This is a genomic window from Methylobacterium sp. Ger2507 (assembly GCF_055231875.1).
Genome location: NZ_JBUYVC010000001.1, coordinates 3,687,852 through 3,712,715, shown reverse-complemented (window position 1 = coordinate 3,712,715; position 24,864 = coordinate 3,687,852). Strand labels below are relative to the sequence as shown.

General features: G+C 69.0%; 18 protein-coding genes. 14 read left to right on the top strand and 4 right to left on the bottom strand.

Going from position 1 to position 24,864, the window contains the following annotated elements:
- Positions 1–50: 50 nt before the first annotated feature.
- Both ACV7NL_RS17090 and ACV7NL_RS17085 read right to left on the bottom strand, forming a co-directional pair.
- A complete protein-coding gene (locus ACV7NL_RS17090; protein ID WP_463357151.1) occupies positions 51–1,967 on the bottom strand; it encodes a glycoside hydrolase family 15 protein in 1,917 nt (638 codons plus the stop codon).
- Positions 1,968–2,131: 164 nt separating this feature from the next.
- Positions 2,132–2,689, bottom strand: coding sequence for a hypothetical protein (locus ACV7NL_RS17085; RefSeq protein WP_463356308.1), 558 nt, complete (start codon positions 2,687–2,689; stop codon positions 2,132–2,134).
- 291 nt (positions 2,690–2,980) lie between these two features.
- On the opposite strand from ACV7NL_RS17085, the gene ACV7NL_RS17080 reads away from it, so the two are divergent.
- The 12 genes from ACV7NL_RS17080 (at position 2,981) to ACV7NL_RS17025 (ending at position 18,606) form a co-directional block, all read left to right on the top strand.
- Positions 2,981–3,568: an ANTAR domain-containing response regulator gene (locus ACV7NL_RS17080; protein WP_056183170.1), complete on the top strand. Its 588-nt coding sequence runs from the start codon at positions 2,981–2,983 to the stop codon at positions 3,566–3,568.
- A gap of 13 nt (positions 3,569–3,581) precedes the next feature.
- Positions 3,582–4,592 (top strand): ABC transporter substrate-binding protein, encoded by a 1,011-nt coding sequence (locus ACV7NL_RS17075; protein ID WP_247635762.1) that lies wholly within the window; start codon positions 3,582–3,584, stop codon positions 4,590–4,592.
- Positions 4,593–5,001: 409 nt separating this feature from the next.
- The gene (locus ACV7NL_RS17070) at positions 5,002–6,291 is read left to right on the top strand and encodes a CmpA/NrtA family ABC transporter substrate-binding protein (RefSeq protein ID WP_056183176.1); all 1,290 of its coding nucleotides are present in this window, start codon (positions 5,002–5,004) and stop codon (positions 6,289–6,291) included.
- Entirely contained in the window at positions 6,291–7,172 is an 882-nt protein-coding gene (ntrB, locus tag ACV7NL_RS17065; protein ID WP_463356307.1) for a nitrate ABC transporter permease, read from the top strand. Before ACV7NL_RS17070 ends, ntrB begins: the two co-directional genes overlap by 1 nt.
- A 10-nt stretch (positions 7,173–7,182) precedes the next feature.
- Positions 7,183–7,977, top strand: a complete 795-nt coding sequence (locus ACV7NL_RS17060) for an ABC transporter ATP-binding protein (RefSeq protein ID WP_463356306.1) — start codon at positions 7,183–7,185, stop codon at positions 7,975–7,977.
- A 17-nt stretch (positions 7,978–7,994) separates the two neighbouring features.
- The gene (locus ACV7NL_RS17055; RefSeq protein ID WP_463356305.1) at positions 7,995–9,215 is read left to right on the top strand and encodes an NAD(P)/FAD-dependent oxidoreductase; all 1,221 of its coding nucleotides are present in this window, start codon (positions 7,995–7,997) and stop codon (positions 9,213–9,215) included.
- Positions 9,216–9,225: 10 nt separating this feature from the next.
- The gene (locus ACV7NL_RS17050; RefSeq protein WP_463356304.1) at positions 9,226–11,016 is read left to right on the top strand and encodes a NirA family protein; all 1,791 of its coding nucleotides are present in this window, start codon (positions 9,226–9,228) and stop codon (positions 11,014–11,016) included.
- Positions 11,013–12,614 (top strand): sulfite reductase subunit alpha, encoded by a 1,602-nt coding sequence (locus ACV7NL_RS17045; RefSeq protein WP_247635759.1) that lies wholly within the window; start codon positions 11,013–11,015, stop codon positions 12,612–12,614. The genes ACV7NL_RS17050 and ACV7NL_RS17045 overlap by 4 nt, the downstream gene beginning before the upstream one ends.
- A 137-nt stretch (positions 12,615–12,751) precedes the next feature.
- Positions 12,752–15,424, top strand: a complete 2,673-nt coding sequence (locus tag ACV7NL_RS17040) for a nitrate reductase (RefSeq protein WP_056486887.1) — start codon at positions 12,752–12,754, stop codon at positions 15,422–15,424.
- A gap of 39 nt (positions 15,425–15,463) precedes the next feature.
- The gene (gene cysG, locus ACV7NL_RS17035) at positions 15,464–16,957 is read left to right on the top strand and encodes a siroheme synthase CysG (RefSeq protein WP_056183195.1); all 1,494 of its coding nucleotides are present in this window, start codon (positions 15,464–15,466) and stop codon (positions 16,955–16,957) included.
- A gap of 114 nt (positions 16,958–17,071) precedes the next feature.
- Complete coding sequence (locus tag ACV7NL_RS17030) at positions 17,072–17,653, top strand: SCO family protein (RefSeq protein ID WP_056486891.1); 582 nt, start codon at positions 17,072–17,074, stop codon at positions 17,651–17,653.
- Between the two features lie 68 nt (positions 17,654–17,721).
- Positions 17,722–18,606 carry a dihydrodipicolinate synthase family protein gene (locus ACV7NL_RS17025; RefSeq protein ID WP_463356303.1) on the top strand — a complete coding sequence of 295 codons (885 nt, stop codon included), beginning with the start codon at positions 17,722–17,724 and terminating at the stop codon, positions 18,604–18,606.
- Positions 18,607–18,618: 12 nt separating this feature from the next.
- On the opposite strand, the gene ACV7NL_RS17020 is transcribed toward ACV7NL_RS17025, so the two are convergent.
- Positions 18,619–20,481: a glycosyltransferase family 2 protein gene (locus ACV7NL_RS17020; RefSeq protein ID WP_463356302.1), complete on the bottom strand. Its 1,863-nt coding sequence runs from the start codon at positions 20,479–20,481 to the stop codon at positions 18,619–18,621.
- Positions 20,482–20,628: 147 nt separating this feature from the next.
- Here ACV7NL_RS17020 and ACV7NL_RS17015 point away from each other — a divergent pair, with 147 nt between their 5' ends.
- Positions 20,629–21,447: a transporter substrate-binding domain-containing protein gene (locus tag ACV7NL_RS17015; RefSeq protein ID WP_282103771.1), complete on the top strand. Its 819-nt coding sequence runs from the start codon at positions 20,629–20,631 to the stop codon at positions 21,445–21,447.
- A 213-nt stretch (positions 21,448–21,660) separates the two neighbouring features.
- On the opposite strand, the gene ACV7NL_RS17010 is transcribed toward ACV7NL_RS17015, so the two are convergent.
- A complete protein-coding gene (locus ACV7NL_RS17010; protein ID WP_247635751.1) occupies positions 21,661–22,827 on the bottom strand; it encodes an MFS transporter in 1,167 nt (388 codons plus the stop codon).
- A 334-nt stretch (positions 22,828–23,161) separates the two neighbouring features.
- Here ACV7NL_RS17010 and ACV7NL_RS17005 point away from each other — a divergent pair, with 334 nt between their 5' ends.
- A complete protein-coding gene (locus ACV7NL_RS17005) occupies positions 23,162–24,835 on the top strand; it encodes a lysine--tRNA ligase (RefSeq protein ID WP_463356301.1) in 1,674 nt (557 codons plus the stop codon).
- The last annotated feature ends 29 nt before the right edge of the window (positions 24,836–24,864 follow it).

Here is a 24,864-nt window from a genome sequence, read left to right as displayed (position 1 = left end):
TCGTCGTCCTTCAAATCTCTGAGCTTGTTCGCCTTCAGCGTCCGGAACGCTCAGGCGTCGCGCCGTTGGGCCGCGGAGACAACCGCAACCGGTGATCGGGCCGGGGATCTGACGTCCACGGAGCCACTGCTCCGCTCCCGCGCGGGCCCCTTGGCTCGGCTGTAATTGAGAATGGTGTTCACCAGTGTGACGTGGCTGAAAGCCTGCGGGAAGTTACCCACCAAGCGCCGAGCCTTCACATCATACTCCTCCGCCACCAATCCGACATCGTTGCAGACGCCGATCAGCCTCTCGATCAGCGCACGCGCCTCGTCGCAGCGGCCGAGGCCGATGAGATTGTCGGCGTACCAGAACGAACAGGGCAGGAAGGCACCCTCGTCGCCGGGCAGCCCGTCTGTGGTCTGGTTCTCGGTGTCGTAGCGCAGAACGAAGCCATCGCGCATGAGCGTGCGCCCGATCGCCTCCACCGTGCCGACCACCCGGGGGTCGTGCTGGGGCAGGAAACCCATATGGGCGATCAGCAGCAGACTCGCGTCGAGGCGCTTCGAGCCGTAGGATTGCACGAAGCTGTTCAGCTCAGGGTCGAAGCCCTTGGCGCAAACCTCGGCGTGGATCTGATCGCGGATCTCGCGCCAGCGTGCCACCGGCACGTCACGGGCCTCCTTGGGTCGATGGCTCAAGCCTGTGGTACGAATCTCATCCTGCTCGCGAGTCTCGGCCTCCTCGAAGGAGCGGATGGCCCGGTCAAAGGCAACCCAGGCCATGACCTTCGAGTGCACGAAGTGCCGGCGTCCGCCGCGCACCTCCCAGATACCCTCGTCGGGGGTGCACCAGACCTTCTCGAGGTGGCGCAGCAGCGCCTCGCCGACGCGCCAACCATCGGCATCGCCCTGGAGGCCGCGCTGGCGCGCCTGATAGAGCGCGTCGAAAATCTCGCCGTAGACGTCGAGCTGGAACTGCTCCACCGCCGCGTTTCCGATGCGCACGGGCTTCGAGTTCTCGTAGCCCGGAAGCCAGTCGAGCTCGATCTCGGGCAGCATGCGCTCGCCGGCGATGCCATAGAGAATATGCGCCTGCTCCGGGTTGCCGGCCACCGCCCGGACGAGCCAGTCGCGCCAGGCACGCGCCTCGTCGAGGTAGCCGCCGTCCATCAGAGCGATCAGCGTGAAGGTTGAATCACGCAGCCAGCAGAACCGGTAATCCCAGTTGCGGACGCCGCCGAGATCCTCCGGCAGCGAGGTCGTGGGGGCGGCCACGATGCCGCCCGTCGGCTGGTAAATCAGCGCCTTCAGGGTGAGCAGGGAGCGCTTCAGGATCGAGTCCCAGGGCGTGCCTGAGGCAGCTCGGCCCGACCAGTCGCGCCAGTAGCGATCGGTCTCGAACAGAACCTTGCGTGGCTGGATCGGCGCTGGATCGTCCTCGTGAGAGGCACCGTAGCTCAGGGTGAAGGCCACGCTGCGGCCGGCCTCGACCGTGAAGTCCGCGACGGTGGTCTGGTCCTGGCCGTGCGTCGGCACGAGGGTGCGCAGCACCACCTTGTGAGGCCCCGAGATCGCGCGCAGGTCTCCGAGTTCGTTGTGCGAGACCCACGGCACCGCCAACCCGTAGTCGAAGCGCACGCGCATCTGCATCCGCATGGGCACAGCGCCCTCGAGCCCCTCGACGATCCGCACAAGGTGCGACCCGTCATTGGCGGGCATGTAGTCCGTCACCCGCACCGAACCGGACGCGGTCTCATGCCGGGTCTCCAGCACGAGGCTCCCCTCGCGGTACTGGCGCGTGGTGGTGGCGGGCTCGGCGGGACCGAGCTTCCAGTAGCCGTGATCTTCCGTGCCGAGCAGGGCGGCGAAGCAGGCGGCGGAGTCGAAGCGGGGCCAGCACAGCCAGTCGACGCTGCCGTCACGGGCGATCAGCGCAGCGGTACGTCCATCACCGACAAGCGCGTAATCCTCGATCCGTCCGGCCATCCAAGTCCTCGTGTCCGCGAAGCCGACCGTCACCACGGCCTGCGGCAGCGCCTCACTGCTCGCGTCCACCTAGTCTCCGAAGCCGGCAGGGTCCAGGGTCGGCGCGGCAATTGCGCGTTGCTTTCCGTCCGGATTTTCCGGTCGCCCGGAAAACCGGGCCGGCTTCAGCGCAGGCGCCCGACCAAGCCGGAGACAGCAGCACCGAGAGTCGCGGTCTCGGCGCTGAGCACCGCTCCCTTGGCCCCCATGAACGCACCGGCGGCCGCGCCGGCTTCGCTCACGGCGCGGATCGTCGGCGCGAAGGGCAGGGCGATCTCGGTCAGGATGCCTTCGTCCGAGGTCGAAACCGCTCTCTCGACGATCGGGGATTCTTCGGCCTCCGGCGCGAAGGGCATCGGCTTGCTCGGCGCCGGAAGGGCCTTGGTCGCAAGACGCGGCGGATCGGCCCGGCGTGGGGCGACGAGACGTGTGGGGCGAGGCATGGCCTTGTGCGCCTGAACGGCGGCGGGTTCGGCTTGAGCCACCACGACCATCGGGAACTGGGTCCGGAAGGCGAGGGGAGCCGGGATGTAGGGCGTCTCCACCACCGTCTCGGGTGCGGCGGCGACCGCCGTCGCCGGGACCGAGGGCGGAGGCGGCGCAGCAGCGGGCTCGTGGCAGAGATAAGAAGCCGCTCCGAGGATCACCGCCATCATCAGGGTCGGCAGGAGGGGCGGGGTCACGCCGCGCCCGGTGCCCGCTTCGAACGCCGATTGAGCGGGGGACGTGCACGCTGACATCCGGGTCACCTCGTTGCGCGGTTCGGCAATCGGTTCGAAGGCCAACGACATTAGTCGGTTCGTTTGCGGCGGAACCTGGGCTGTTTCCTGTCCGAGCGGTAACGACTGTGCGGGCATGCCGCTTGCGTGGAGACCATCCGTTCAGGTTTTGCTGTCGCCCGCCGATGGAACATGGCAATCCCTAGGCAGAAGCGATCCGCCGGATTCCCCCTTTCGATCCATTCTCAATCCCCGATGACCGAGCCGACCCTCACCGTCGCCGTGATCGATCCGAGCCGGGCACGCGCCGCGATCCTCGAGGAAGGCCTTACGGCGGCCGGCTTCACCCACGTCGTGGTCCTGCCTGACACCGCCGATCTGTCGGCCCGTGTGGCCGCACTGAATCCAGACGTCGTCGTGATCCACCTGGAGAGCCCGAGCCGGGACATTCTGGAGCAGATGTCGGGCCTCTCCCGTCACGTGGAGCGGCCGGTGGCGATGTTCGTCGACCGCTCGGACGTGCCGATGATGCAGGCGGCAATGGATGCGGGAATCTCGGCTTATGTGGTGGACGGATTGCAGCCGCAGCGCATCCGCTCGATCCTGGACGTGGCGATTCTGCGCTTCAACGCCTTCGCGCGGCTGCAGCGTGAATTGTCCGAGGCACGGGGCGAGCTGGCTGACCGCAAGCTCATCGAGCGCGCCAAGGGCATCCTGATGACAGCCAGGGGGCTGTCCGAGGAGGAGGCCTACCGGATGATGCGGCGCAAGGCCATGAACGAGAAGCGAAAGATCGCCGACATCGCACGCGCCATCGTGACTGCGGCGGATCTCCTCGGATGAGAAGTCTGCTCGGATGAGACTCGCCCTCGGATATGTCCCGCTCATCGACGCGGCCCCGCTGATCGCCGCCGTCGAGGGAGGCTTTGCCGCTGCCGAAGGACTGGCGATCGACCTCATCAGCGAACCCTCGTGGGCGACCCTGCGTGACAAGCTGGCCCTGGGCCACCTCGACGGAGCCCACATGTTGGCGCCCCTTGCCCTGGCCAGTGCGCTGGGCATCAGCGGGCCGCAGACCGACCTGGCGGTTCCTCTCGGGCTGAATCTCAACGGCAATGCGATCACGGTCTCGCGGCCGCTCTGGGCCGAGATGGCGCCGGAGGCCGACGATCTCGACACGATTGCACGCGCGTTCTCACGGGTCGCACGCGTGCGGGTCACGCAGAATCGGCCGCTGACCCTGGGCACAGTGCATCCGTATTCCAGTCACACATACCAACTCCGGATGTTCGCAGCCCGCGGCGGCCTCGACCTCGACGGGGCCGCCCGCATGGTGGTGATCCCGCCGCCCTGGATCGCCGAAGCCCTCAGGACCGGACAGATCGACGGCTTCTGCGTCGGCAGCCCCTGGAACAGCGTGGCAGTGGCGGAGGGCTACGGCCGCATCGCCGCTCTCGGCTGCGAGCTCGCGCCCGATTGTCCAGAAAAGGTGCTGGCCCTGCCGGCCTATGCGGCGGCGGCGAGCGCTCCGCTGGTGCGGGCGGTACGCCGGGCCGGACGCTGGTGCGCGGCGCCCGAGAACCAGCGCGAGCTGGCGGGCCTGCTCGCCCGCCCGGGTCATCTCGGAACAGACGCGAGCCTCGTCCGACGGGCCCTCGCCGGCACCGTGGTGGTCGATCCGGACGGGACCGAGCGGCACGCGCCGCGCTTCGTCGTGTTCGGCGCCGAGGCCGAGCGGCCGCTTCCCGCCCATGCCGACTGGATTCTCGCCGAGATGGAGCGAGCCGGCCAGATCACGCCCACGCCCGCCCTGGTTGCCCGCGCCCGGGCGATGTACCGGACCGACGTGTACGACGCTGCCGGCTGAGGAGCCGCTGCCGCTCGCGCCGGCAGAGTGCCTGCAGATTGTGCAGCGCACCAGGCGGCGTGGAAGCAGGCACCGGCTGCGTCCGCCCGCGTGACGAGGCCCGTACGCGCTCGGTCGGATTCGCACCGAATCCGCCGGCGACCGGTGAGACGTTTTTGATAAATCGCTTCTGCCGGAGCAGGTTGGAACGATTCCGGAATTCTTGACATCGCGTGGATCGAGCCTTGATGCCGAACTTGGCACGCCTCGTGCAGATGCCCAGGGGCTCGTCAACGATGACGAGCCCTATCCGTCGGCAAAGCCGCTGACCCGAGTCCCCCACGGAACGCAGATCCTGCGTTCGATGGATGTGCTTGGTCGGCGGTTTTTTCTTTGGCGGGTGTCCATGATTTCGAGGGTTTCGGGTTCGATGACTGACGGTGTCCGCAACAACCGCCGTGACCTCCTGAAGGGTGCCGCCGCGACGCTGTCCCTCGCGGCACTGGCCCGCACCGCCCTGCCGGGAGGCGCCTTCGCGCAGGGCGCCGGCCCCGAAGTGAAGGGGGCGAAGCTCGGGTTCATCGCACTCACCGACGCGAGTCCGCTCTTCGTCGCCAAGGAGAAGGGCTTCTTTGCCAAGCACGGCATGCCCGATGTCGAGGTGCTCAAGCAGGCGAGCTGGGGCACCACCCGCGATAACCTGGTGCTCGGATCGGAAGGCAACGGCATCGACGGCGCCCACATCCTCTCGCCAATGCCCTACCTGATCTCGGCCGGCCGCGTGACGCAGAACAACGTCCCCGTGCCGATGCAGATCCTGGCCCGGCTCAACACCAATGGCCAGTGCATCTCGGTGGCCAAGGAATATCTCGACCAGAAGGTCGCCCTCGATGCGAAGGTCTTCAAGGCCGCCATCGAGAAGAAGAAGGCCGCCGGCAAGTCGGTGAAAGCCGCCATGACCTTCCCGGGCGGCACCCACGACCTGTGGATTCGCTACTGGATGGCGGCCGGCGGCATCGACCCGGACAAGGACATCGAGACTATCGTGGTGCCGCCGCCCCAGATGGTGGCGAACATGAAGGTCGGCACGATGGACTGCTTCTGCGTCGGTGAGCCGTGGAACGCGCAGCTCGTGCAGCAGGGCCTTGGCTACACCGCGCTGACCACCGGCGAATTGTGGAAGGACCACCCCGAGAAGGCCTTCGCCATGCGGTCCTCCTTCACGGAGAAGTACCCGAACGCCACCAAGGCGCTTCTGATGGCGGTGCTGGAGGCGCAGCAATGGTGCGACACCCCCGCGAACAAGGATGAGGTCGCCGCCATCGCGGCCAAGCGCCAGTGGATGAACGTCCCGGTCTCGGACGTCGCCGGCCGCATGAAGGGCACGATCGATTACGGCGACGGCCGCGTGGTCGAGAACAGCCCCTTCGTGATGAAGTTCTGGGCCGACAACGCCTCGTATCCTTACCAGTCCCACGACCTCTGGTTCCTGACCGAGGACATCCGCTGGGGCAAGTTCGACGCGCAGACCGACACCAAGGCCCTCATCGCCAAGGTGAACCGGGAGGATCTCTGGCGCGAGGCCGCGAAAGCCCTCGGCGTCAGCGCGATCCCGAGCTCCACGTCGCGTGGAAAAGAGACCTTCTTCGACGGCAAGGTCTTCGATCCCGCAGATCCCGCCGCCTACCTGTCCAGCCTCGGCATCAAGAGGATCGCGTGATGGCCAATACCTCCACCATCGCCGCCGCCCCCATCGCCGCGAAAGCGGCGGCCAAGGCGGACGCCAAGCCCAAGCGGGCGCCCCGGATCACGATGGCGACCCTGAACACCATCGCAAAAAATCTGATCCCGCCCGTGGTGGTGCTGATCGCCTTCCTGGTGATCTGGGAATTGCTGTGCTCGCGCCCGGGTGCCGGCCTGCCACCGCCCTCGCGTGTGGTCACCGAGGCCTGGGACATCATCGCCCACCCGTTCTACGACAACGGCGGCACCGACAAGGGATTGTTCTGGCACATCTCCGCCAGCATCCAGCGGGTCGCCCTCGGCTTCGCCCTGGCGACCATCGTGGGCATCCTCACCGGCACCCTGATCGGCCAGTCCGAATGGGCCATGCGCGGCCTCGACCCGATCTTCCAGATCCTGCGCACCATTCCGCCGCTGGCCTGGCTGCCGCTGTCGCTCGCCGCCTTCCGCGACGGCCAGCCCTCCGCGATCTTCGTGATCTTCATCACGTCGATCTGGCCGATCATCATCAACACGGCGGTGGGCATCCGCAACATCCCGCAGGATTACCGCAACGTGGCGGCGGTGCTGCGCCTCAACCCGCTGGAATTCTTCGCCAAGATCATGCTGCCCTCGGCAGCTCCCTACATCTTCACGGGCCTGCGCATCGGCATCGGCCTGTCGTGGCTCGCCATCGTGGCAGCCGAGATGCTCATCGGCGGCGTCGGCATCGGCTTCTTCATCTGGGACGCGTGGAACTCCTCCCACATCTCCGAGATCATCGTCGCCCTCGTCTATGTCGGCATCATCGGCTTCATCCTCGACCGCTTCGTCGCCTTCGTCGGCACCCTCGTCACCCGCGGCACCGCGACGGCCTGAGGATCATTCCATGACGTATCTCAGCATCGAGAATATCGGCATCTCCTTCACCCGTTCGGGCCGCACCAATGAGGTGCTGCGCGACGTCAGCGTGAAGATCGACAAGGGCGAGTTCGTCTCGCTGATCGGGCATTCGGGCTGCGGCAAGTCGACGGTGCTCAACATCGTCGCCGGCCTGCTCAAGGCCTCCACCGGCGGCGTCCTCCTCGAGGACAAGGAGGTCAACAGCCCCGGCCCCGACCGGGCCGTGGTGTTCCAGAACCACTCGCTGCTGCCCTGGCTGACGGTGCGCGAGAACGTGGCGCTCGCCGTCGACAAGGTCTTCAAGGGCAAGAAGTCGAAGGCCGAGCGCAACGCCTGGATCGACCACAACCTGTCGCTGGTGAACATGATCCACGCGGCCGACCGGCGCCCGAGCGAGATTTCGGGCGGCATGAAGCAGCGCGTCGGCATCGCCCGGGCGCTGGCCATGGAACCGAAGGTCCTGCTCCTCGACGAGCCCTTCGGGGCGCTCGATGCGCTCACCCGCGCCCATCTCCAGGACTCGCTCATGGATATCCATGCGCGGCTGAAGAACGCCGTGATCATGATCACCCACGACGTCGACGAGGCAGTGCTGCTCTCGGACCGCATCGTGATGATGACCAACGGCCCCTCGGCCACGGTGGGCGAGATCCTGACTGTCGACCTCGAGCGGCCGCGCCGCCGCCTCGATCTCGTGGAGGACGCGACCTACACCCACGCCCGCGCCGAGGTGCTGGAGTTCCTCTACGCGCGCCACGCCAAGCCCGCTATCGCGGCCTGACGGGCGGATCGCGAGCCATGCGGGAACGGTTGGTGGTCATCGGCAACGGCATGGCGTCGCTGCGCTTTCTGGAACGCCTCACAGAGCGGGCGCCGGGCCGGTACGACGTCACCGTCGTCGGGGCCGAGCCACAGGCGGCCTACAACCGCGTCCTGCTCTCCTCGCTGCTCGGCGGCGAGGTGGACGAGGCCGGCTGCGCCTTCCGAGGCCTCGACTGGTACGAGGGCCACGGCATTCGTCTCATCACCGGCGCGCCGGTCACCGAGATCGACCGCGAGAACGCCCTCGTGATGGTGGGGCAGACCCATGTCCTGCCTTTCGACAAGCTCGTGCTCGCGGTCGGCTCCCTGCCGATCCGGCTGGCCAAGCCCGGCATGGACCTGCCCGGCGTGCTGACCTTCCGCGATCTCGCGGACGTTGCCGCCATCCGCAGGGCGGCCGTCGCGCAGGCCCGCGCCATCGTGATCGGTGGCGGGCTTCTCGGCCTCGAAGCCGCCGTCGGACTCGCGCGCCTCGGCGTCGACACCACGCTCCTGCACGTCATGGACCGGCTGATGGAACGCCAGCTCGACCACGCCGCCGCCGGCCTCGTGAAGCGCGCCATGGAGGCGCGCGGCGTGAAGGTGCTGCTCAAGGCCGACACCGCGTCGGTCGAGGGGGAGGGCCGGGTCGAGCGCCTGGTCCTGTCCGACGGCACCGTGCTGCCGGCCGATCTCGTCGTGATGTCGGTGGGGGTGCGCCCCAACGTGGCCCTGGCTCAGAACGCCGGGATCGAGACCGCCCGCGGCATCATGGTCGACGACCGGATGCAATCCTCGGATGCCCGCATCTTCGCACTCGGCGAATGCGCCGAGCACCGGGGTCAGGTCTACGGCCTCGTGGAGCCGGCCTACGAGCAGGCCGAGACCCTGAGCCGCCACCTCGTCGGCGAGGAGGCGGCCTATCTGGGCACGTCGCTGGCCACCAGTCTCAAGGTCTCGGGGCTGCCGGTGTTCTCCGCCGGGCAGATCGAGGCGCCGGAGGGCGCCGAGACCGTGCTGATGTCGGATCCCGGCCTCGGCCTCTACCGCAAGCTTATCGTGGCCGAGGACCGGCTCCTCGGCGCGGTCTTCGTCGGCGACATCGCTGAGCAGGGCTGGTGCAAGGAGCTGATCCGCACCGGCGCCTCGATCGCCGACCATCGCGACGATCTCATGTTCGGGCGCACCGCGCCCGCATCCCAACCCCTCGCAGCGTGAGGAGGCCCTGATGGCTGACGCATTCAACGCCGAGCAGACGCGCTACCTCGAAGGCTTCGCCTCCGGCATCGCCGCGGCCCGGATGACCGGCGGCCTCGCAGCCGGGCAGGGGGCTTCGGCCCCGCCCGCCGAGCCGACCGGTCCCGACGCGATCCACATCAAGGCACAGGACGCCACCATCAAGGCCGGCGGCAAGCTGTGCGAGCAGGAGAAGTGGAAGCGGGCGGAGAACCCCTTCGACGGCCACAATCGCCTCATTGCCGAAGCGTCGACGGGCAAGGCCCCGAAGCCGGAGGATAATTTCCGCTGGCGCTACCATGGCCTGTTCTGGGTCGCTCCGGCCCAGAACTCCTACATGTGCCGCCTCCGCATCCCCAACGGCATCGTGCAGCACTGGCAGTTCGCCGGCATCGCCGATCTGGCCGACGCGCATGGCGGCGGCTATGCCCATGTCACCACCCGCGCCAACCTGCAGGTCCGCGAGATCACGCCCGAGCACGGCCAGCCCTTCCTCGACGGGCTGATCGACCTCGGCCTCACCGCGCGGGGGGCCGGTGCCGACAACATCCGCAACGTCACCGGCTCGCCGGTGGCCGGCATCGACGCGCAGGAATTGCTCGACACCCGCCCCCTCGCCAAGTCCTGGCACAATCACATCCTCAACGACCGCTCGCTGTTCGGTCTGCCGCGCAAGTTCAACGTCGCCTTCGACGGCGGCGGCGTGATGCCGGTGCTGGAAGAGACCAACGACATCGGCTTCCAGGCCGTGCGGGTGCTGGAGGGTGCGAGCGTCGCGCCGGGCATCTGGATGCGCCTCGTGCTGGGCGGCATCTCGGGGCACCGGGACCTGGCCCGTGACACCGGCGTGGTTCTCAGGCCGGAGGATTGCAACAAGGTCGCCGACGCCATCCTGCGCGTCTTCATCCAGAACGGCGACCGGACCAACCGCAACAAGAGCCGGATGAAGTATGTCCTCGACGCCTGGGGCTTCGACAAGTACCTCGCGGCCGTCGAGGCGGTGCTGGGCACCAAGCTCGACCGGGTCGACCCGGTCCACATCGCCCCGCGCGGGCCGATGGACCGCTTCGCCCATGTGGGCGTCCACCCGCAGGTGCAGCCCGGTCTGAGCTGGATCGGCGTGATCCTGCCCGTCGGCAAACTCACCACCGACCAGATGCGGGATCTGGCCAGGATCGCCGTGGAATGCGGCGACGGCGCCATCCGCATGACCGTCTGGCAGAATTTTTTGTTTTCCGGGGTTCCGGATGCGAAGATCGCGGAAGTGCAGGAGCGCGTCGCCGCGCTTGGGCTCACCACCGAGGCCTCGAGCATCCGCGCCGGACTGGTCGCCTGCACCGGTAGTCGCGGCTGCAAGTTCGCCGCCTCCGACACCAAGGGCCACGCCCTCGTCATCGCCGACTATATCGAGGCGAACCTGAAGGAGCTCGACGTTCCGGTGAACGTCCATCTCACCGGGTGCCATCACTCTTGCGCCCAGCACTACATCGGCGACATCGGTCTCATCGGCGCCAAGGTCGTGGTCTCGGAGGAGGGCGACACCGTCGAAGGCTACGACATCGTGGTCGGCGGTGGCTTCGGCGACAGCCCAAAGATCGGCACCGAGATCTGGAAGGCCGTGAAGGCCGAAGATTGCCCGACCCGGATCGAGGCGCTGCTGCGCAGCTATCTCGCCCGGCGCAACGGCCCGGAGGAGAGCTTCCAGGCCTTCACCGCCCGCACCGGCCCCGAGTCGCTGCGCCACATCGCCGAAGAGCAACCCGTCCTGAAGGCCGCCGCATGAGCGAGCACGTCACCCCCCCGCTGGTCCTCATTCCCGAGACCGCCCCGTTCGACCCGGACCAGCGTGCCTGGCTCTCGGGCTACTTCGCAGCACTCCTCGGCCCTGCCGTGGAGGGAGCCACCGCACTTGCCTCCGGCGAGATGCCCGGCGGTGGCCAGACGCTGGCCGACAACGACGACGCGCCCTGGCACGACCCGTCGATGCCGCTGCCCGACCGGATGGCGCTCGCCCAGGAACGGCCCGAGCCGCAGAAGCTGATGGCCGCCATGGCGCAGCAGGATTGCGGCCAGTGCGGCTACAATTGCGCCGACTACGCCAACGCCATCTTCCTCAAGAACGAGGAGCGCCTGAACCTGTGCCAGCCCGGCGGCAAGGACACGCTCCGGATGCTGAAGAAGCTCGAGGAGGAATTCGGGGCCGCCGGCGGGGCCGCCCCGAAGAAGGCCGAGGGCACCGCCCCCAAAGCGGCGCCCGAACTCGGGCCGCTGGGCTTCTGCCGCGAGAACCCCGTGGAGGCGACCTTCGTGTCGCGCACCCGGCTCAATGCGCCGGGCGGCGAGAAGGAGACCTGGCACGTCGAGATCGATCTCACCGGTACGCCCATCGACTACGTGGTCGGCGATTCGCTGGGCCTGTTCCCCGCCAACGCCCCGGCCCTGGTCGATGCGGTCATCGCCGAACTCGGGGCCCGCCCCGAGCGCAAGATCGGCCGCAAGACCCTGCGGGATTGCCTGCTCACCGACTACGCCCTCGGTGGCGCGCCGGACGGGCTCTATCAGCTTCTCTCGCTCCTGACCTCGGGCGAAGCCCGCAAGAAGGCCCAGGCGCTCGCCGCCGGCGAGGACCCGGACGGCGACGCCGCCCATCTCGACGTGCTCGGTGCGCTCCACAAGTTCCCCGGTGCGCGGCCCGACGCCGAGGTGTTCCTGGAGGCGCTGGACGAGCTGCAGCCGCGGCTCTACTCGATCTCGTCGTCGCCGAAAGCCGATCCGGGCCGGGTCTCGCTCACCGTCGACGCGGTGCGCTACAGTCACCGCTCGCGCCTGCGCCTCGGTGTCGCCTCGACCCATCTCGGCGAGCGCATCCCCGAGGGGATGAAGGTCAGGGTCTACCTCCAGAAGGCCCACGGGTTCGCCCTGCCGGAGGACCTGTCGCAGGACGTCATCATGGTCGGTCCCGGCACCGGCATCGCGCCGTTCCGCGCGTTCCTGCGCGAACGCGACGCCACCGCGGCGCCGGGGCGCAATTGGTTGTTCTACGGTCACCAGCGCCAAGCCAGCGACTTCTTCTACAAGGACGAGCTCAACGCCCTGAAGGACCGGAAGGTGCTGACCCGTTTGTCGCTGGCCTGGTCCCGCGACGGCACCGAGAAGACCTACGTCCAGGACCGCATGCGCGAGACCGGCGCGGAGCTGTGGACTTGGCTCGAGGGCGGCGCGCATTTCTACGTCTGCGGGGATGCCAAGCGCATGGCCAAGGACGTCGAGCGGGCGATCATCGACGTCGCTGGCCAATACGGGGGGAAGAACCCCGACGAGGCCGTGGCGTACCTCGCCCACCTCAAGAAGACCGGGCGGTATCAGGCCGACGTGTACTAGCACGCCATCTCAGCCTTCCCCCCGGTGCGGGGGAGGGCGGCCCGCGCATGCGGGTCGGGAGAGGGGGGGGTGGGCTTTCGCCTCGGCCCGACTCTTGCTGCAAACGGCACCATCAAAAATACGCCGAGGATCCTGCCATGAACGCGCACGTCCAGGCGCCGCCCGCTCCCGTGAAGACCACCTGCCCCTATTGCGGTGTCGGCTGCGGCGTGCTTGCCACGCCGGACGGGCAGGGCGGCGCGGACATTGCCGGCGACACCGGACACCCGGCGAATTTCGGCCGCCTCTGCTCCAAGGGCTCGGCGCTCGGCGAGACGCTCTCCCTCGACAATCGCCTGCTGTACCCGCAGGTGGACGGCATCCGCGCGAGCTGGGAATCCGCCCTCGGCACGGTCGCGGGATCTTTGCGCAGGATCGCCGAGCAGCACGGGCCGGATTCGATCGCGTTCTATCTCTCGGGCCAGCTGCTCACGGAAGATTACTACGTCGCCAACAAGCTCGCGAAGGGTTTCCTCGGCACCCCGCACGTCGACACCAACTCGCGCCTTTGCATGTCGAGCGCGGTGGCGGCCCACCGGCGCGCCTTCGGCTCGGACACCGTGCCGGGCTGCTACGAGGACCTCGACGAGGCCGACCTCATCGTCCTGGTCGGCTCGAACACCGCCTGGTGCCACCCGATCCTGTTCCGCCGCATGGTGGATGCCCGCGCCAAGCGCGGCACCAAGCTGGTGGTGATCGACCCCCGCCGCACCCAGACGGGCGAGGAGGCCGACCTCTTCCTCGGGCTGAAGCCCGGCACCGACACGGCGCTGTTTTCCGGCCTGCTGGTCCATCTCGCCAGCACCGGCTCCCTCGATTACCGCTTCGTCCTCGACCATACGACGGGCCTCGACGGCACCCTGGAGCGGGCGCGCGCCATCGCGCCGACGGTGGCCGCCACTGCGGCCGCCACCGGCCTGTCCGAGACCGACGTAGCGCGCTTCTTCGAGCTGTTCGCCCGCACGAAGCGGGTCGTCACCGCCTTCTCGCAGGGGGTGAACCAGTCGGCGCAGGGCACCGACAAGGGCAACGCGATCATCAACTGCCATCTCGCCACCGGCCGCATCGGCCTGCCCGGCGCCGGCCCGTTCTCCCTCACCGGCCAGCCCAATGCCATGGGCGGGCGCGAGGTCGGGGGCCTCGCCAACATGCTGGCCGCCCACATGCACTTCACCCCCGAGGAGGTGGACCGGGTCCGCCGCTTCTGGTCGGCCCCCAACATCATCACGGGCGAGGGCATGAAGGCGGTCGCCCTGTTCGAGGCGATCGAGCGCGGCAAGATCAAGGCCCTGTGGGTGATGGGCACCAACCCCATCGTGTCGATGCCGCGCGCCGACCTCATCCGCGAAAGCCTGAAGTCCCTCGACCTCTACGTCGTCTCGGAAGCGGTGGCCGACAGCGACAGCGCACGGGCGACGGGGAAGAAGACCGTGCTGCTGCCCGCCCTCGCCTGGGGCGAGAAGGACGGTACGGTGACGAATTCGGAGCGTCGGATTTCGCGCCAGCGCAGCTTCCTGAAAGCCCCCGGCGAGGCTCGGGCCGATTGGCAGATCGTCTGCGACGTCGCCAAGCGCCTCGGCCACGCGCAGGCCTTCGCCTATTCGGGGGCCGCGGCGATCTTCCGCGAGCATGCCAGCCTTTCGGCCTTCGAGAACAACGGCAGCCGGGATTTCGACATCGGAGCCCTGAGCGACCTGGCCGATACCGCCTATGCGGCCGCGTCGCCGCTGCAATGGCCGCTGCCGAAGCGCGGCAAGGCCCGCGCCCGACTCTTCGCCGACGGCCAGTTCTACACCTTCGACAAGCGCGCCCGGTTCGTCGCCGTTCAGCCCCCGGCCCTCGCACAGGCGGTGAGCGAAGATTACCCCCTCGTCCTCAACACCGGCCGCGTGCGCGATCACTGGCATACCATGACCCGCACGGGGAAGAGCCAGCGCCTCTCGGCCCATCGCTCGCTGCCCTTCGTGGAGATCCACCCCGACGATGCCGTGCCACTCGGGCTGAGGGAGGGCGACCTCGCCCGGATCGCCACGCCGCACGGCACCGTGACCCTGGAGACGATGATCACCGACGCCGTGCGGTCGGGCAACCTGTTCGCGACCTTCCACTGGAGCGCCGCCACCGCCTCGGATGCCCGCGTCGGCGCCCTGGTACGGGGCATTCCCGATCCGGTCTCCGGCCAGCCGGAACTGAAGGCGACACCGGCCGGCATCGCGCTGGTGCCCTACCGCAACCGCGGCTTCCTGCTGACCCGCGGGGAGCAGGCGCTGCCCGAGGGCTGGTGGTGGGCCCGAGCCACGATTGCGGGCGGCTCGGGGTTGCAATTCGCCACGCAGGAAAGTTCGCGCGCCGTGGCGCTGATGATGCGGGGCCTGTTCCAGGGCCACGAGCTCGCCGAATATGCCGACCATGCGCGCGGGCGCTACCGCTGCGCCGTCTACGAGGCCGGGCGCCTCGTCGCCTGCCTCGCCCTCGCGCCCGCCGAGGCCCGTCCGAGTTGGGAGGAGGCCAAGGCCCTTTTCGCGGAGACCGAACCGGACCCTGCCGCCCGACGCTCCCTCCTGTCGGGACGCGCCGAGACCGCCTCGGCCGGCCCGACCGTCTGTGCCTGTCACGGCGTCGGGCTCGACGTCATCGCCGGGGTCATCGCGGCGGGGGCGGGCACCGTGGAGGCCGTGGGCGCAGCCTGCAAGGCCGGCACGAATTGCGGCTCGTGCATCCCCGAGATCCGCAAGCTGCTGCCCGAGGCGCTTGCGCGCAACGCCGCATAGGCTCACTTTCGGCCGAATCGACACCCATCTCCGAGCCTCATGAGCACGCCCCGTATTCCCCGTGAAACCCGGCCCGCCGGTAATGAATCGACTCGCGGCGGCAGCCCTGCCGGCCTGGAGCCGCTTGCGGTGCTGCCGGTCTTCGTGCCGCTTCAGGGCAAGCGGGCCGTGCTGGCCGGCTCGAACGGGGGTGCGCCCTGGAAGGTGAAGCTGCTCGCCGCCGCCGGGGCCCACGTGGACGTCTATGCGCCGGAGCCGAGCGACGAGCTGCGCGCCGTGCCAGGCGAGATCGTCGCGGGCTCCGTGACCCTGCATGAGCGCCCATGGCATCCGGACGACCTCGCTGGGTCCGCTTTCTGCATCGGCGCCATGGAGGACGAGGCGGACTGTGTCGCCTTCGTCACCGCCGCCCGGAAGACCGGCGCCATCGTCAACGCAGTCGACCGGCCACATCTCTGCGACGTGAAGTTCGGCGCCATCGTCAACCGCTCGCCCATGGTGGTGGGCATCTCCACGGAGGGTGCCGCCCCGGTCTTCGGCCAGACTGTGCGCGCTCGGATCGAGGGCATGCTGCCGCGCGGGTTCAAGGCCTGGATCGGCGCCGCCCGCGACTGGCGCGAGGAGGTGACGAGCCGCTTCCATGGCTTCTCGGACCGCCGCGCTTTCTGGGAGCGCTTTACCGATCGCGCCTTCGCGGAGCCCGATCGCACGCCGACCGCAACCGATCTCGCCGAGTTGCTGGGCGAGACCGAGGCCGCGCCGAAGGGTGGCGCGGTAACCCTGGTGGGCGCCGGACCCGGCGATGCTGAACTCCTCACCCTCAAGGCGCTGCGCGCGCTGCGCAACGCCGACGTGATCCTCTACGACGATCTCGTGGCGCCTGAGATCCTCGACTATGCCCGCCGCGAGGCCCGCACCATGCTGGTGGGCAAGACCGGGCATGGCCCCTCCTGCCGCCAGGACGACATCAACGCGCTGATGGTGCAGTTGGCCAAATCCGGCAAACAGGTGGTACGCCTGAAATCCGGCGACCCTCTGGTGTTCGGGCGGGCCGGCGAAGAGATCGATGCCTGCCGCGCCGCCGGCATTCCCGTCAGCGTGGTGCCGGGCATCTCGGCCGCGCAGGGGGCCGCGGCTTCCCTCTGCGTCTCGCTGACGAACCGCGACGCGGCGCGGCGCCTGCAATACGTCACCGGACATGACCGGCGCGGGGCGCTGCCCGAGGATCTGAACTGGGGTGCACTCGCCGATCCGAGCGTCACCACCGTAGTCTACATGCCGAAGAAGACGCTGGGTGTCCTGCTGGAGCGGGCGATCGCCGAGGGGCTCGCACCGACGACCCCGGCCCTCCTCGTCTTCAACGCCACCCGTCCGAACCAGCAGGTGGTGGAAGCCAGCGCGGCCGACCTCGCCGACCGGGTCGAGGCCTCGGGCCATGAAGGGCCAGCCCTGCTCATGGTTGGCGAGGCCCTGCGGCGGATGGGTGCGGCGGCAGCGATCGCCGCGATCGAACCGGGCAAGCTCGCGATCTGAGGACAGGCAGTCCGCAAGCCAGCGGTCCGAATGTCCGGCGACGGTTTGGTAGATTGCCCGGGGGCGGCGCCTGTGGTCTGAAGCCGCCATCTCCCTCGACTGCAAGGCCGTCCCATGCGTCGCACGCTCCTGCCCCTCCTCGCCTTCGTGGTCGGCCTCGTAGGGCTCTGCGTCGCTGCCTTCGTGGTCTTGGCGCCGCGGACCCAGGAGGCCGGGACGAGCAGCGTCGGCGGCCCCTTCACCCTGACCAACCAGGACGGGCAGCGCGTCACCGAGCGTGACTATGCGGGCCGGACGCACCTCGTGTTCTTCGGCTTCACCCACTGTCCGGACGTGTGCCCGACGACGCTGCAGCAGATCGGCGACGTGCTCCAGGCCCTCGGGCCGAAGGGGAAAGACACTCGCGCCCTGTTCATCGCCGTCGACCCCGAGCGCGATACCCCGGAGGCCTTGAAGACCTACCTGGCGAGCTTCGATCCGCGCATCGTCGGCCTGACCGGCTTGCCCGAGGAGGTGAACGCGGCGGTGAAGGCCTACCGGGCCTATGTCCGCAAGGTGCCGACCAAGGATGGCGACTACACCATGGAGCACACCGCCCTCGTCTACGTGATGAATGGCCAGAACCGCTTCCTTAACGCCCTCAATCTCGCCCGCCCACCCCAGGAGGCAGCGGCCGAACTCGCCAAGATGCTGTGAGCGCCTTGGCCTCACGCTGACGCGGAACGGCGCACGCGCCGGCCTTCTCTCTCTGCCCCGGAGCGACCATGACCGTCCTGTCGGCCTTCCCGATCACCCCCTCGAACGCCGATGGCCAAGTCGACCTCGGTGCCCTGCGGACCATCCTGCAGCCCCTGGTGGAGGCGGGCGTCGGCTCGATCGGCCTTCTCGGCAGCACCGGCACCTATCCCTTCCTGGCGCGCCACCAGCGCCGCCGGGCCGTGGAGGCTGCCGTCGAGGCGGTGGCGGGCCGGGTGCCGCTCCTCGTCGGGGTCGGCGCCCTGCGCACCGACGAGGCGGTGCGGATGGCCCAGGACGCGAAGGGTGCCGGAGCCCAGGCCGGCCTCCTCGCGGCCATGTCCTATACGCCCCTGACCGAGGACGAGGTCTTCGAGCATTGTGCGACCGTGGCGCGGGAGTCCGGCCTGCCGCTCTGCCTCTACGACAATCCGGGTACCACCCATTTCCGGTTCACCCCGGAACTCGTCGGCCGCCTCGCCCGTGTTCCGGGCATCGTCGCGGTGAAGAGCCCGTCCCCCGAGCCGGAAGCCGCGGCGGAACACGTTCGGGTGCTGCGCGCCGCGGTGCCGGCCGAATTCACCCTCGGTTACAGCGGCGACTGGAACGCGGTCGAGGCGCTGCTGGCAGGCGGCGAGGCCTGGTACAGCGTCTTTGCCGGGCTGTTCCCGAGGTCCGCTCTGGCGATCACCCGCGCGGTCGAGGTCGGGGATGCGGCCGAGGCGCGACGCCTCAACGCCCGGCTGGCACCGCTCTGGGAGCTGTTCCGGACGTTTTCGAGCCTGCGGGTCGCTTATGCCTGTGCCGATCTTCTCGGACTCTGCCGAGCGGAGCCGCCGCGCCCGATCCTCCCCGTGACCGAGGAGGTCCGGCGGCGGATCGCGGACACGCTGGCGACACTCGAGCTGAGCTGACCGCGCTCCTCTTCAACGCGGATGCAGGGCACCGGAGCGGGAGGTGCGGGCGAGGCCGTGCTCGGTCTTGTTCCAGCGATTCGGCGCGCGGATGAGTTCGATCAGGCCCGCCCAGGCGGCGAGGCTGACGAGCAGGAAGTACACCGGCATCCAGGGCACGACCGCCAGGAGGTCGAACCACTCGCGTCGGACGCAGCCGAGGGCGGCGGGCAGCAGCATGGCCAGCAATCCGGCGATGAACAGCGTCACCGACGCCCCGGCGGGAAGGTTCGCCCAGAAGCCGCCTGGCGCCGGGAATCCGCTCCATACGAACAGCGCGAAGTCGTAGGCCGCCCGGCCCATGAGGAACGGATAGACCAGACCGGAGATCACGGTTCCGGGAACCAGCGCGATGGCGCCGAGCGTACCGAGGATGCCGAGCTGGCGGGCCGTGTCGCGCGGCGCCCGCGCATGGGTGAGGCTGGTCTGCAGGAAGCCCTTCATCCAGCGGGTGCGCTGGTGCAGCCAGGGCCGGAATGCCCGAGGCGCCTCCTCCAGCGTATCGCTGGGCAGGTCCGCCACGTGGTAGCCTGCCCGGGCGAGGCGAATTCCGAGATCGGCATCCTCGGTAACGTTCCACGCATCCCAGCCGTGCAGGCTTCGGAGAATGTCGGTCCGGAAATGGGTCGAGGTGCCTCCGAGCGGAATCGGAATGCACCAGGAGGCGAGGGCCGGAATCAGGACGTCGAACAGCGCCGCATACTCGATGGCGAAGCACTGGGTGAGGCGGCCGTCATCGATGTTGTCGATGACGAGGCGGCCCTGCAGGCAGGCGACCTTGTGGGACGCCTGGGCGAAGCGGGCCGCGGCGGCGCGGAGCTGATTCGGATCGGGCACGTCCTCGGCGTCGTAGACCACCAGGCAGGCTCCGCGCGCCAGCGGAAGAGCGGCGTTGAGGGCACGCGGCTTGGTGCGGGGCAGTCCCCCCGGCACCCGGATGATCTCGAACCGGGCCGGCAGCGCGGCCGCCGCCAGGGCGTCGCCGGTCTCCGTGTCGTCGGCCTCGATCACGAGCTTGATGTCGAGCTTCGCCACCGGGTAATCGAACCGCGCCAGGGCGGCGACGAGGCGCGGCACAACCCGCGCTTCGCGATGGAGTGCCACCAGTACAGTGTAGACCGGCAATGCCGTATCCGGCAGCCGCGCCTCGGGGACCGGATCGGGCTCGACGGCGGCGGCGGCGATGCGGAACGTCACCATGACGAGAAAGCCGAGCTGCACTACGGTCCAGGTGCCGATCAGGATCGCGCCGGGGATGAACTCGGCTCCGAGATACGCCGCCCCGAACATCAGCCCCACGAGGGCGAGGCGCGGCCCCTGCGTCCCGGACTCGAAGGCCCAGTCGGGACGATGCCGCTGGAGGCTGTCGGCGGCGTAGGTCGCGATCCCGGTGGGGTTGGCGGCAAAGACCGCATCGCGCAGGGCACGCGGCGTCGTGATGGCATAGCCTTCGCCGTCGGCGGTGCCATCGCATAGGAGCGCCGCGATGGCGGGTCCGCGCGGCGCGCGCACGAAGGCTGCCGGCCCTGGCCACGCCAGGGGGGCGAGGCCAGCCACGAGGCTGTCGGGATAGCAGGTCCCATCCCCGAGCCGCAGGAGGTCGCCGACGAGGAACGGAACGCCGAGGGCCAGGGCGAGCCGGCGGTAATAGGTCTCTTCGCCGATCAGGTCCGCGTGGATCAGCGCGGTGGCGGCGTCGGTGCCGCAGGCCCGAGCCAGGGCGGCGGCCTCGGCCAGGCGTTCCGGGTCAAATCCCTGCCGGGCCAGGAACGCGATCTCCGGCGGAAGCGCAGCATTCCCGCCGCCGGGAGCGCTGAAGCCGAGCAGCGACACCACGCGCGACCTCCCGAGAGCCCGAGGATGTGCTAGGGAGACGCGGTGAGCCAGACCGCATCCACGCACAACTCGTGCGCCATATTTACAACTTCCGCGCGCGATGACCGGAAGGCAAGGCGTCGGCGGAGCCGAGTCACTGCTTTCATCCTGGGTGCAGCGCTGATCTGCGGCGGGAACGCCCCGACCGCACGAGCCGACGGCGTCTCGATCCCGAACTTCTGGAACCCGCGCTCACGCCAGGAACGGATGGAATCACAGCCGGGTACGCGCACGGTCCGCTTCCTCACCGACGACGACTTCCCGCCGCTGCATTTCGCCGGACCGGACGGCTCTCCCACCGGCTTCGTCGTGGAACTCGCCCGGGCCGTCTGCGAGCGGCTCGCGATGTCCTGCACGGTCCAGGCCCGCCGCTTCGACACCCTCCTCGACGCCCTGGCCGACCGGCAGGGGGACGTCGTCGCCGCCGCGATCCCACTGACTCCGACCCTGCGCGCGCGCTTCCTTGCCACCCGTCCGTACTTCCGCTGGCCGGCCCGCTTCGTCGCGCGCACCGACAAGGGCCTGCCGGTTCCCTCCGCCGCGGCCCTGGCCGAGAAGAGCGTCGGCGTGGTCGGCGGCAGCGCACACGCGGCCTACCTGACGGCCTTTTTCCCCAAGGCGGCCGCGAAGCCCTTCACCGACCTCGCCACCGCCGAGGCGGCTCTGCGTCGGGGCGAGGTCGACTACGTTTTCGCCGACGGGCTCAACCTCGCCCTCTGGATCGGCGGCGTCGAAGCCGCGGGCTGCTGCGCCTTCCTAGGCGGCGACTACCTCGAGAACCGCTATTTCGGTGAGGGCATCGGCCTCGTCACCCGCTCCGACGACCCCGTCCTGTCCCGGGCGCTGGACGACGCGCTGCAGCGACTGTGGGACGAAGGCAAGTATGCGGAGCTGTATCTGCGGTTCTTCCCGGTGAGCCCGTTTTAGGCATCCAGGGCGCGTCATTCGTTTGCAGGCGGCGTACGGAATATCCCCATGCGACTTCCCTCGCCGTTCCGTCATGCTGGCTCGTCGCCTGGGCGGCAGTCCGGACCCGGTTGCTCACAGTAGGCTGGCGCATCCGCCCTGCGCAGCCGGATGGTTCAGCTGAGCCGGCCTGACGAGAGTGCAACGATATCCTCAGCGCCTCGTCCGTGAGCCTCAGTCGCGCAGCCGCCCCGCCCCGGCCGCGACGCCGAGGAGGAGGACGGCTACCGCGAGGAAAGCCCAGGTCAGGCTGGTCGCGTGGGCCAGGATTCCGATGGCGGCCGGGCCGGCGAGCACGCCGGCATAGCCCAGGGTGGTCACAGCGGGAATCGCCAGGGCGGCGGGCATCGAGGCTTGCCGCCCGGCGGCGGTGAACAGCACCGGCACGATGTTGGCGCACCCCGCCCCCACTAGGGCATAGCCCAGGAGCGTCACCGGCCAGAGCGGCACGGTCGTCACCAGGACGAGCCCGGCGGCTGCCAGCAGGGCGCCCAGGACCACGATTCGGCGGCGGCCGAGCCGGTGCACGAGACCGTCGCCGGTGAGCCGGCCGAGGGTCATGGTCAACGAGAAGGCCGCGTAGCCGAGGCCGGCCTGGGCTGGCGCAAGGCCCCGCTCCTGGATCAGGAAGATGCCGCTCCAGTCCAAGGCCGACCCCTCCGTGAGAAAGACCACGAAGCACAGGAGGCCGATCACCAGCACCGGGCCGCGCGGCACCGCGAAGGCCGGGCCGCGTGATCCGCCTTCGCTGGGCAGAAGTCCCGGCAGGGCGGCAAGGAAGGCAACCGCGATGCCGGCGACCACCGCCAGGGTCGCGGCCGGCGGTGTCAGGCCGAGGCTCAGGAGGGCGCTGAAGCCGGCGGCGCCCACGATGCAGCCGAGGCTGTAGAGCCCGTGGAAGCCCGACATCATCGGCCGCCCGGCGCGGCGCTCCACCACCACCGCTTGAAGATTCATCAGGCAATCGAGCAGGCCGAGCCCGATCCCGAGCCCAATCAAGGCGACGGCGAGGACCGCGAGATCTGTGGCGCGGGACAACGCCAACAGCGCCGAACCGGTGGTGACGACGGCGAGCGTCAGAACCGGGCGGACACCGAAGCTTTGTGCGAGAGCGCCTGCCATCGGCATCGTGGCGAGGGAGCCGATGCCGAGACAGAGGAGAAGCATCCCGAGGGTCGCGTCGTCCAGGCCGGCCCCGGCCTTCACGAGGGGGACCAGAGGCGCCCAGGCCGCAACCCCGAACCCCACGATGAGGAACAGCAGGCGGGTGGCACGAATTTCGGGGGCGCCGTTCATCCGCATATGCGGACGGGCGATCGCGGATCGGGGGTTCGACGTCATGAAGCCTTGGGGGCTGGGCAGCCTGAGCGCATCGTGATGCGAGACGACGTTTCGCAGGTCGACGCGGCAAAGGTGTGAAGCCGACCCGCCGTCGAGACGGAGCTAGGATCGTTAGGCTCGGCTGCCGACGCAGATCAGCGACCAAGACCTGAGTCGCCCTGTGTCCGCCCGCGACGCGCGACATAGATGCGGCGAGGCTGAGTCGGATCGAAAGCGCCGGCCTCGGCGCGACCAGAACCCTGCGCGTCGCGAGACCACTCCGCGTTGACCCTCCGGGTCACCCTCCCTACGGTGCCGACCTTCCTGATCATCCTTGCAGAACTGACGCTGTCTCATGTCGTCCCCGTTCCACCTCGACCCGGATCTCATCGCGGCGGCGGCCACCGCGGCCGCCTGGCCCTTCGAGGAGGCGCGCAAGCTCGTGGCGCGGCTGGAGCGTCGTCCGAAATCCGAAATCCTGTTCGAGACCGGCTACGGGCCGTCGGGCCTGCCGCATATCGGCACCTTCGGCGAGGTGGCACGGACCTCCATGGTCCGGCACGCCTTTCGGGTGCTCACCCAGGACAGCGTACCGACGCGGCTGATCGCGTTTTCGGACGACATGGACGGCCTTCGCAAAGTGCCGGACAACGTGCCGAACAAGGAGATGCTGATCGGCGCCCTGAATCAACCGCTGACCCGCGTGCCCGATCCGTTCGGCACCCATGACAGCTTCGGCGCACACAACAACGCCGAGTTGCGCCGCTTCCTCGACGCCTTCGGCTTCGACTATGAATTCCGCTCGGCGACCGAATGCTACAAGGCCGGTCTGTTCGATGCGGCGTTGATGACGGTGCTGGAGCGCTACGAGGCCGTGATGGCGATCATGTTGCCGTCGCTGCGGGCCGAACGCTCAGCGAGCTACTCCCCGTTCCTGCCCATCCACCCGGTGACGGGCGAGGTGATGCAGGTGGCCATCGACGAAGTGCGGGTGAACGCAGGCACCCTGGTGTGGCGTGACCCGAAGACGGGCGAGGCCTACGAGACCTCGGTGACCGGCGGGCATGCCAAGCTGCAGTGGAAGCCCGACTGGGCCATGCGCTGGGTGGCGCTCGGCATCGACTACGAGATGGCCGGCAAGGACCTCATCGATTCGGTGAAGCTTTCAGGCGAGATCGCCCGAGCGCTGGGCGGCGAACCGCCGGAGGGCTTCAACTACGAGCTTTTCCTCGACAAAGACGGCAAGAAAATCTCGAAGTCGAAGGGCAACGGCCTCTCGATCGACGACTGGCTGGTCTACGGTACCGCCGACAGCCTTGCACTGTTCATGTACAACAAGCCCCGCGAGGCCAAGCGTCTGTTCGTGGAGATGATCCCACGTCAGGTCGACGACTACCTCGGCTTCCTCGAAAAGTATCCGGCCCAGGAGGCGGCCCAGAAGCTCGGCAACCCGGTTTGGCACCTGCATGGCGGCCATCCGCCAGCGGCCGAGGCCGTGGGCAAGGGCGGCTCCCTGAACTTCGCCATGCTGCTGAACCTCGCGGCGGTGGCCAACACCGAGGATCCGGCCGTGCTCTGGGGCTTCATCCGTCGCTACGACCCGGAGGTGGGCCCCGAGACCCACCCGGTGCTGAACCGACTCGTCGGCCATGCGCTCGCGTATTTCCGGGATCTGGTGCGACCGGCCAAGACCTACCGGGCCGCGACGGACGCGGAACGGGCCGCCCTGGAGGACCTCTCCGAGACGCTGGCCGCACATGCGGGTTCGGGTGATCCGGAGGGGCTGCAGGCGGTGGTCTACGAGGTCGGCCGCCGACATTTCCCCGACCTGTCGGGCAAGGCCAAGAGCCCGGATGGGCGCCCCGGCGTATCGCAGGCTTGGTTCAGCACGATCTATAACGTGCTGTTCGGAGAGGCACGTGGCCCACGCTTTGGCTCGTTCATCGCCCTCTACGGCGTCACCGAGACCCGGGCGTTGATCGCCACGGCGCTGACAGGAGCCTTCCTGCCCGAAGCACCGGCGGCTTGATGAACCGCCTTGCGCCGGCGCCCCCGGGC

What these genes read in the sequence shown, in the direction of transcription:
- ACV7NL_RS17090 (WP_463357151.1), bottom strand. Translation starts at nt 1,967, where the DNA reads ATGGCCGGACGGATCGAGGATTACGCGCTTGTCGGTGATGGACGTACC.
- ACV7NL_RS17080 (WP_056183170.1), top strand. Translation starts at nt 2,981, where the DNA reads ATGACCGAGCCGACCCTCACCGTCGCCGTGATCGATCCGAGCCGGGCA.
- ACV7NL_RS17075 (WP_247635762.1), top strand. Translation starts at nt 3,582, where the DNA reads ATGAGACTCGCCCTCGGATATGTCCCGCTCATCGACGCGGCCCCGCTG.
- ACV7NL_RS17070 (WP_056183176.1), top strand. Translation starts at nt 5,002, where the DNA reads ATGACTGACGGTGTCCGCAACAACCGCCGTGACCTCCTGAAGGGTGCC.
- ntrB (WP_463356307.1), top strand. Translation starts at nt 6,291, where the DNA reads ATGGCCAATACCTCCACCATCGCCGCCGCCCCCATCGCCGCGAAAGCG.
- ACV7NL_RS17060 (WP_463356306.1), top strand. Translation starts at nt 7,183, where the DNA reads ATGACGTATCTCAGCATCGAGAATATCGGCATCTCCTTCACCCGTTCG.
- ACV7NL_RS17055 (WP_463356305.1), top strand. Translation starts at nt 7,995, where the DNA reads ATGCGGGAACGGTTGGTGGTCATCGGCAACGGCATGGCGTCGCTGCGC.
- ACV7NL_RS17050 (WP_463356304.1), top strand. Translation starts at nt 9,226, where the DNA reads ATGGCTGACGCATTCAACGCCGAGCAGACGCGCTACCTCGAAGGCTTC.
- ACV7NL_RS17045 (WP_247635759.1), top strand. Translation starts at nt 11,013, where the DNA reads ATGAGCGAGCACGTCACCCCCCCGCTGGTCCTCATTCCCGAGACCGCC.
- ACV7NL_RS17040 (WP_056486887.1), top strand. Translation starts at nt 12,752, where the DNA reads ATGAACGCGCACGTCCAGGCGCCGCCCGCTCCCGTGAAGACCACCTGC.
- cysG (WP_056183195.1), top strand. Translation starts at nt 15,464, where the DNA reads ATGAGCACGCCCCGTATTCCCCGTGAAACCCGGCCCGCCGGTAATGAA.
- ACV7NL_RS17030 (WP_056486891.1), top strand. Translation starts at nt 17,072, where the DNA reads ATGCGTCGCACGCTCCTGCCCCTCCTCGCCTTCGTGGTCGGCCTCGTA.
- ACV7NL_RS17025 (WP_463356303.1), top strand. Translation starts at nt 17,722, where the DNA reads ATGACCGTCCTGTCGGCCTTCCCGATCACCCCCTCGAACGCCGATGGC.
- ACV7NL_RS17010 (WP_247635751.1), bottom strand. Translation starts at nt 22,827, where the DNA reads ATGACGTCGAACCCCCGATCCGCGATCGCCCGTCCGCATATGCGGATG.
- ACV7NL_RS17005 (WP_463356301.1), top strand. Translation starts at nt 23,162, where the DNA reads ATGTCGTCCCCGTTCCACCTCGACCCGGATCTCATCGCGGCGGCGGCC.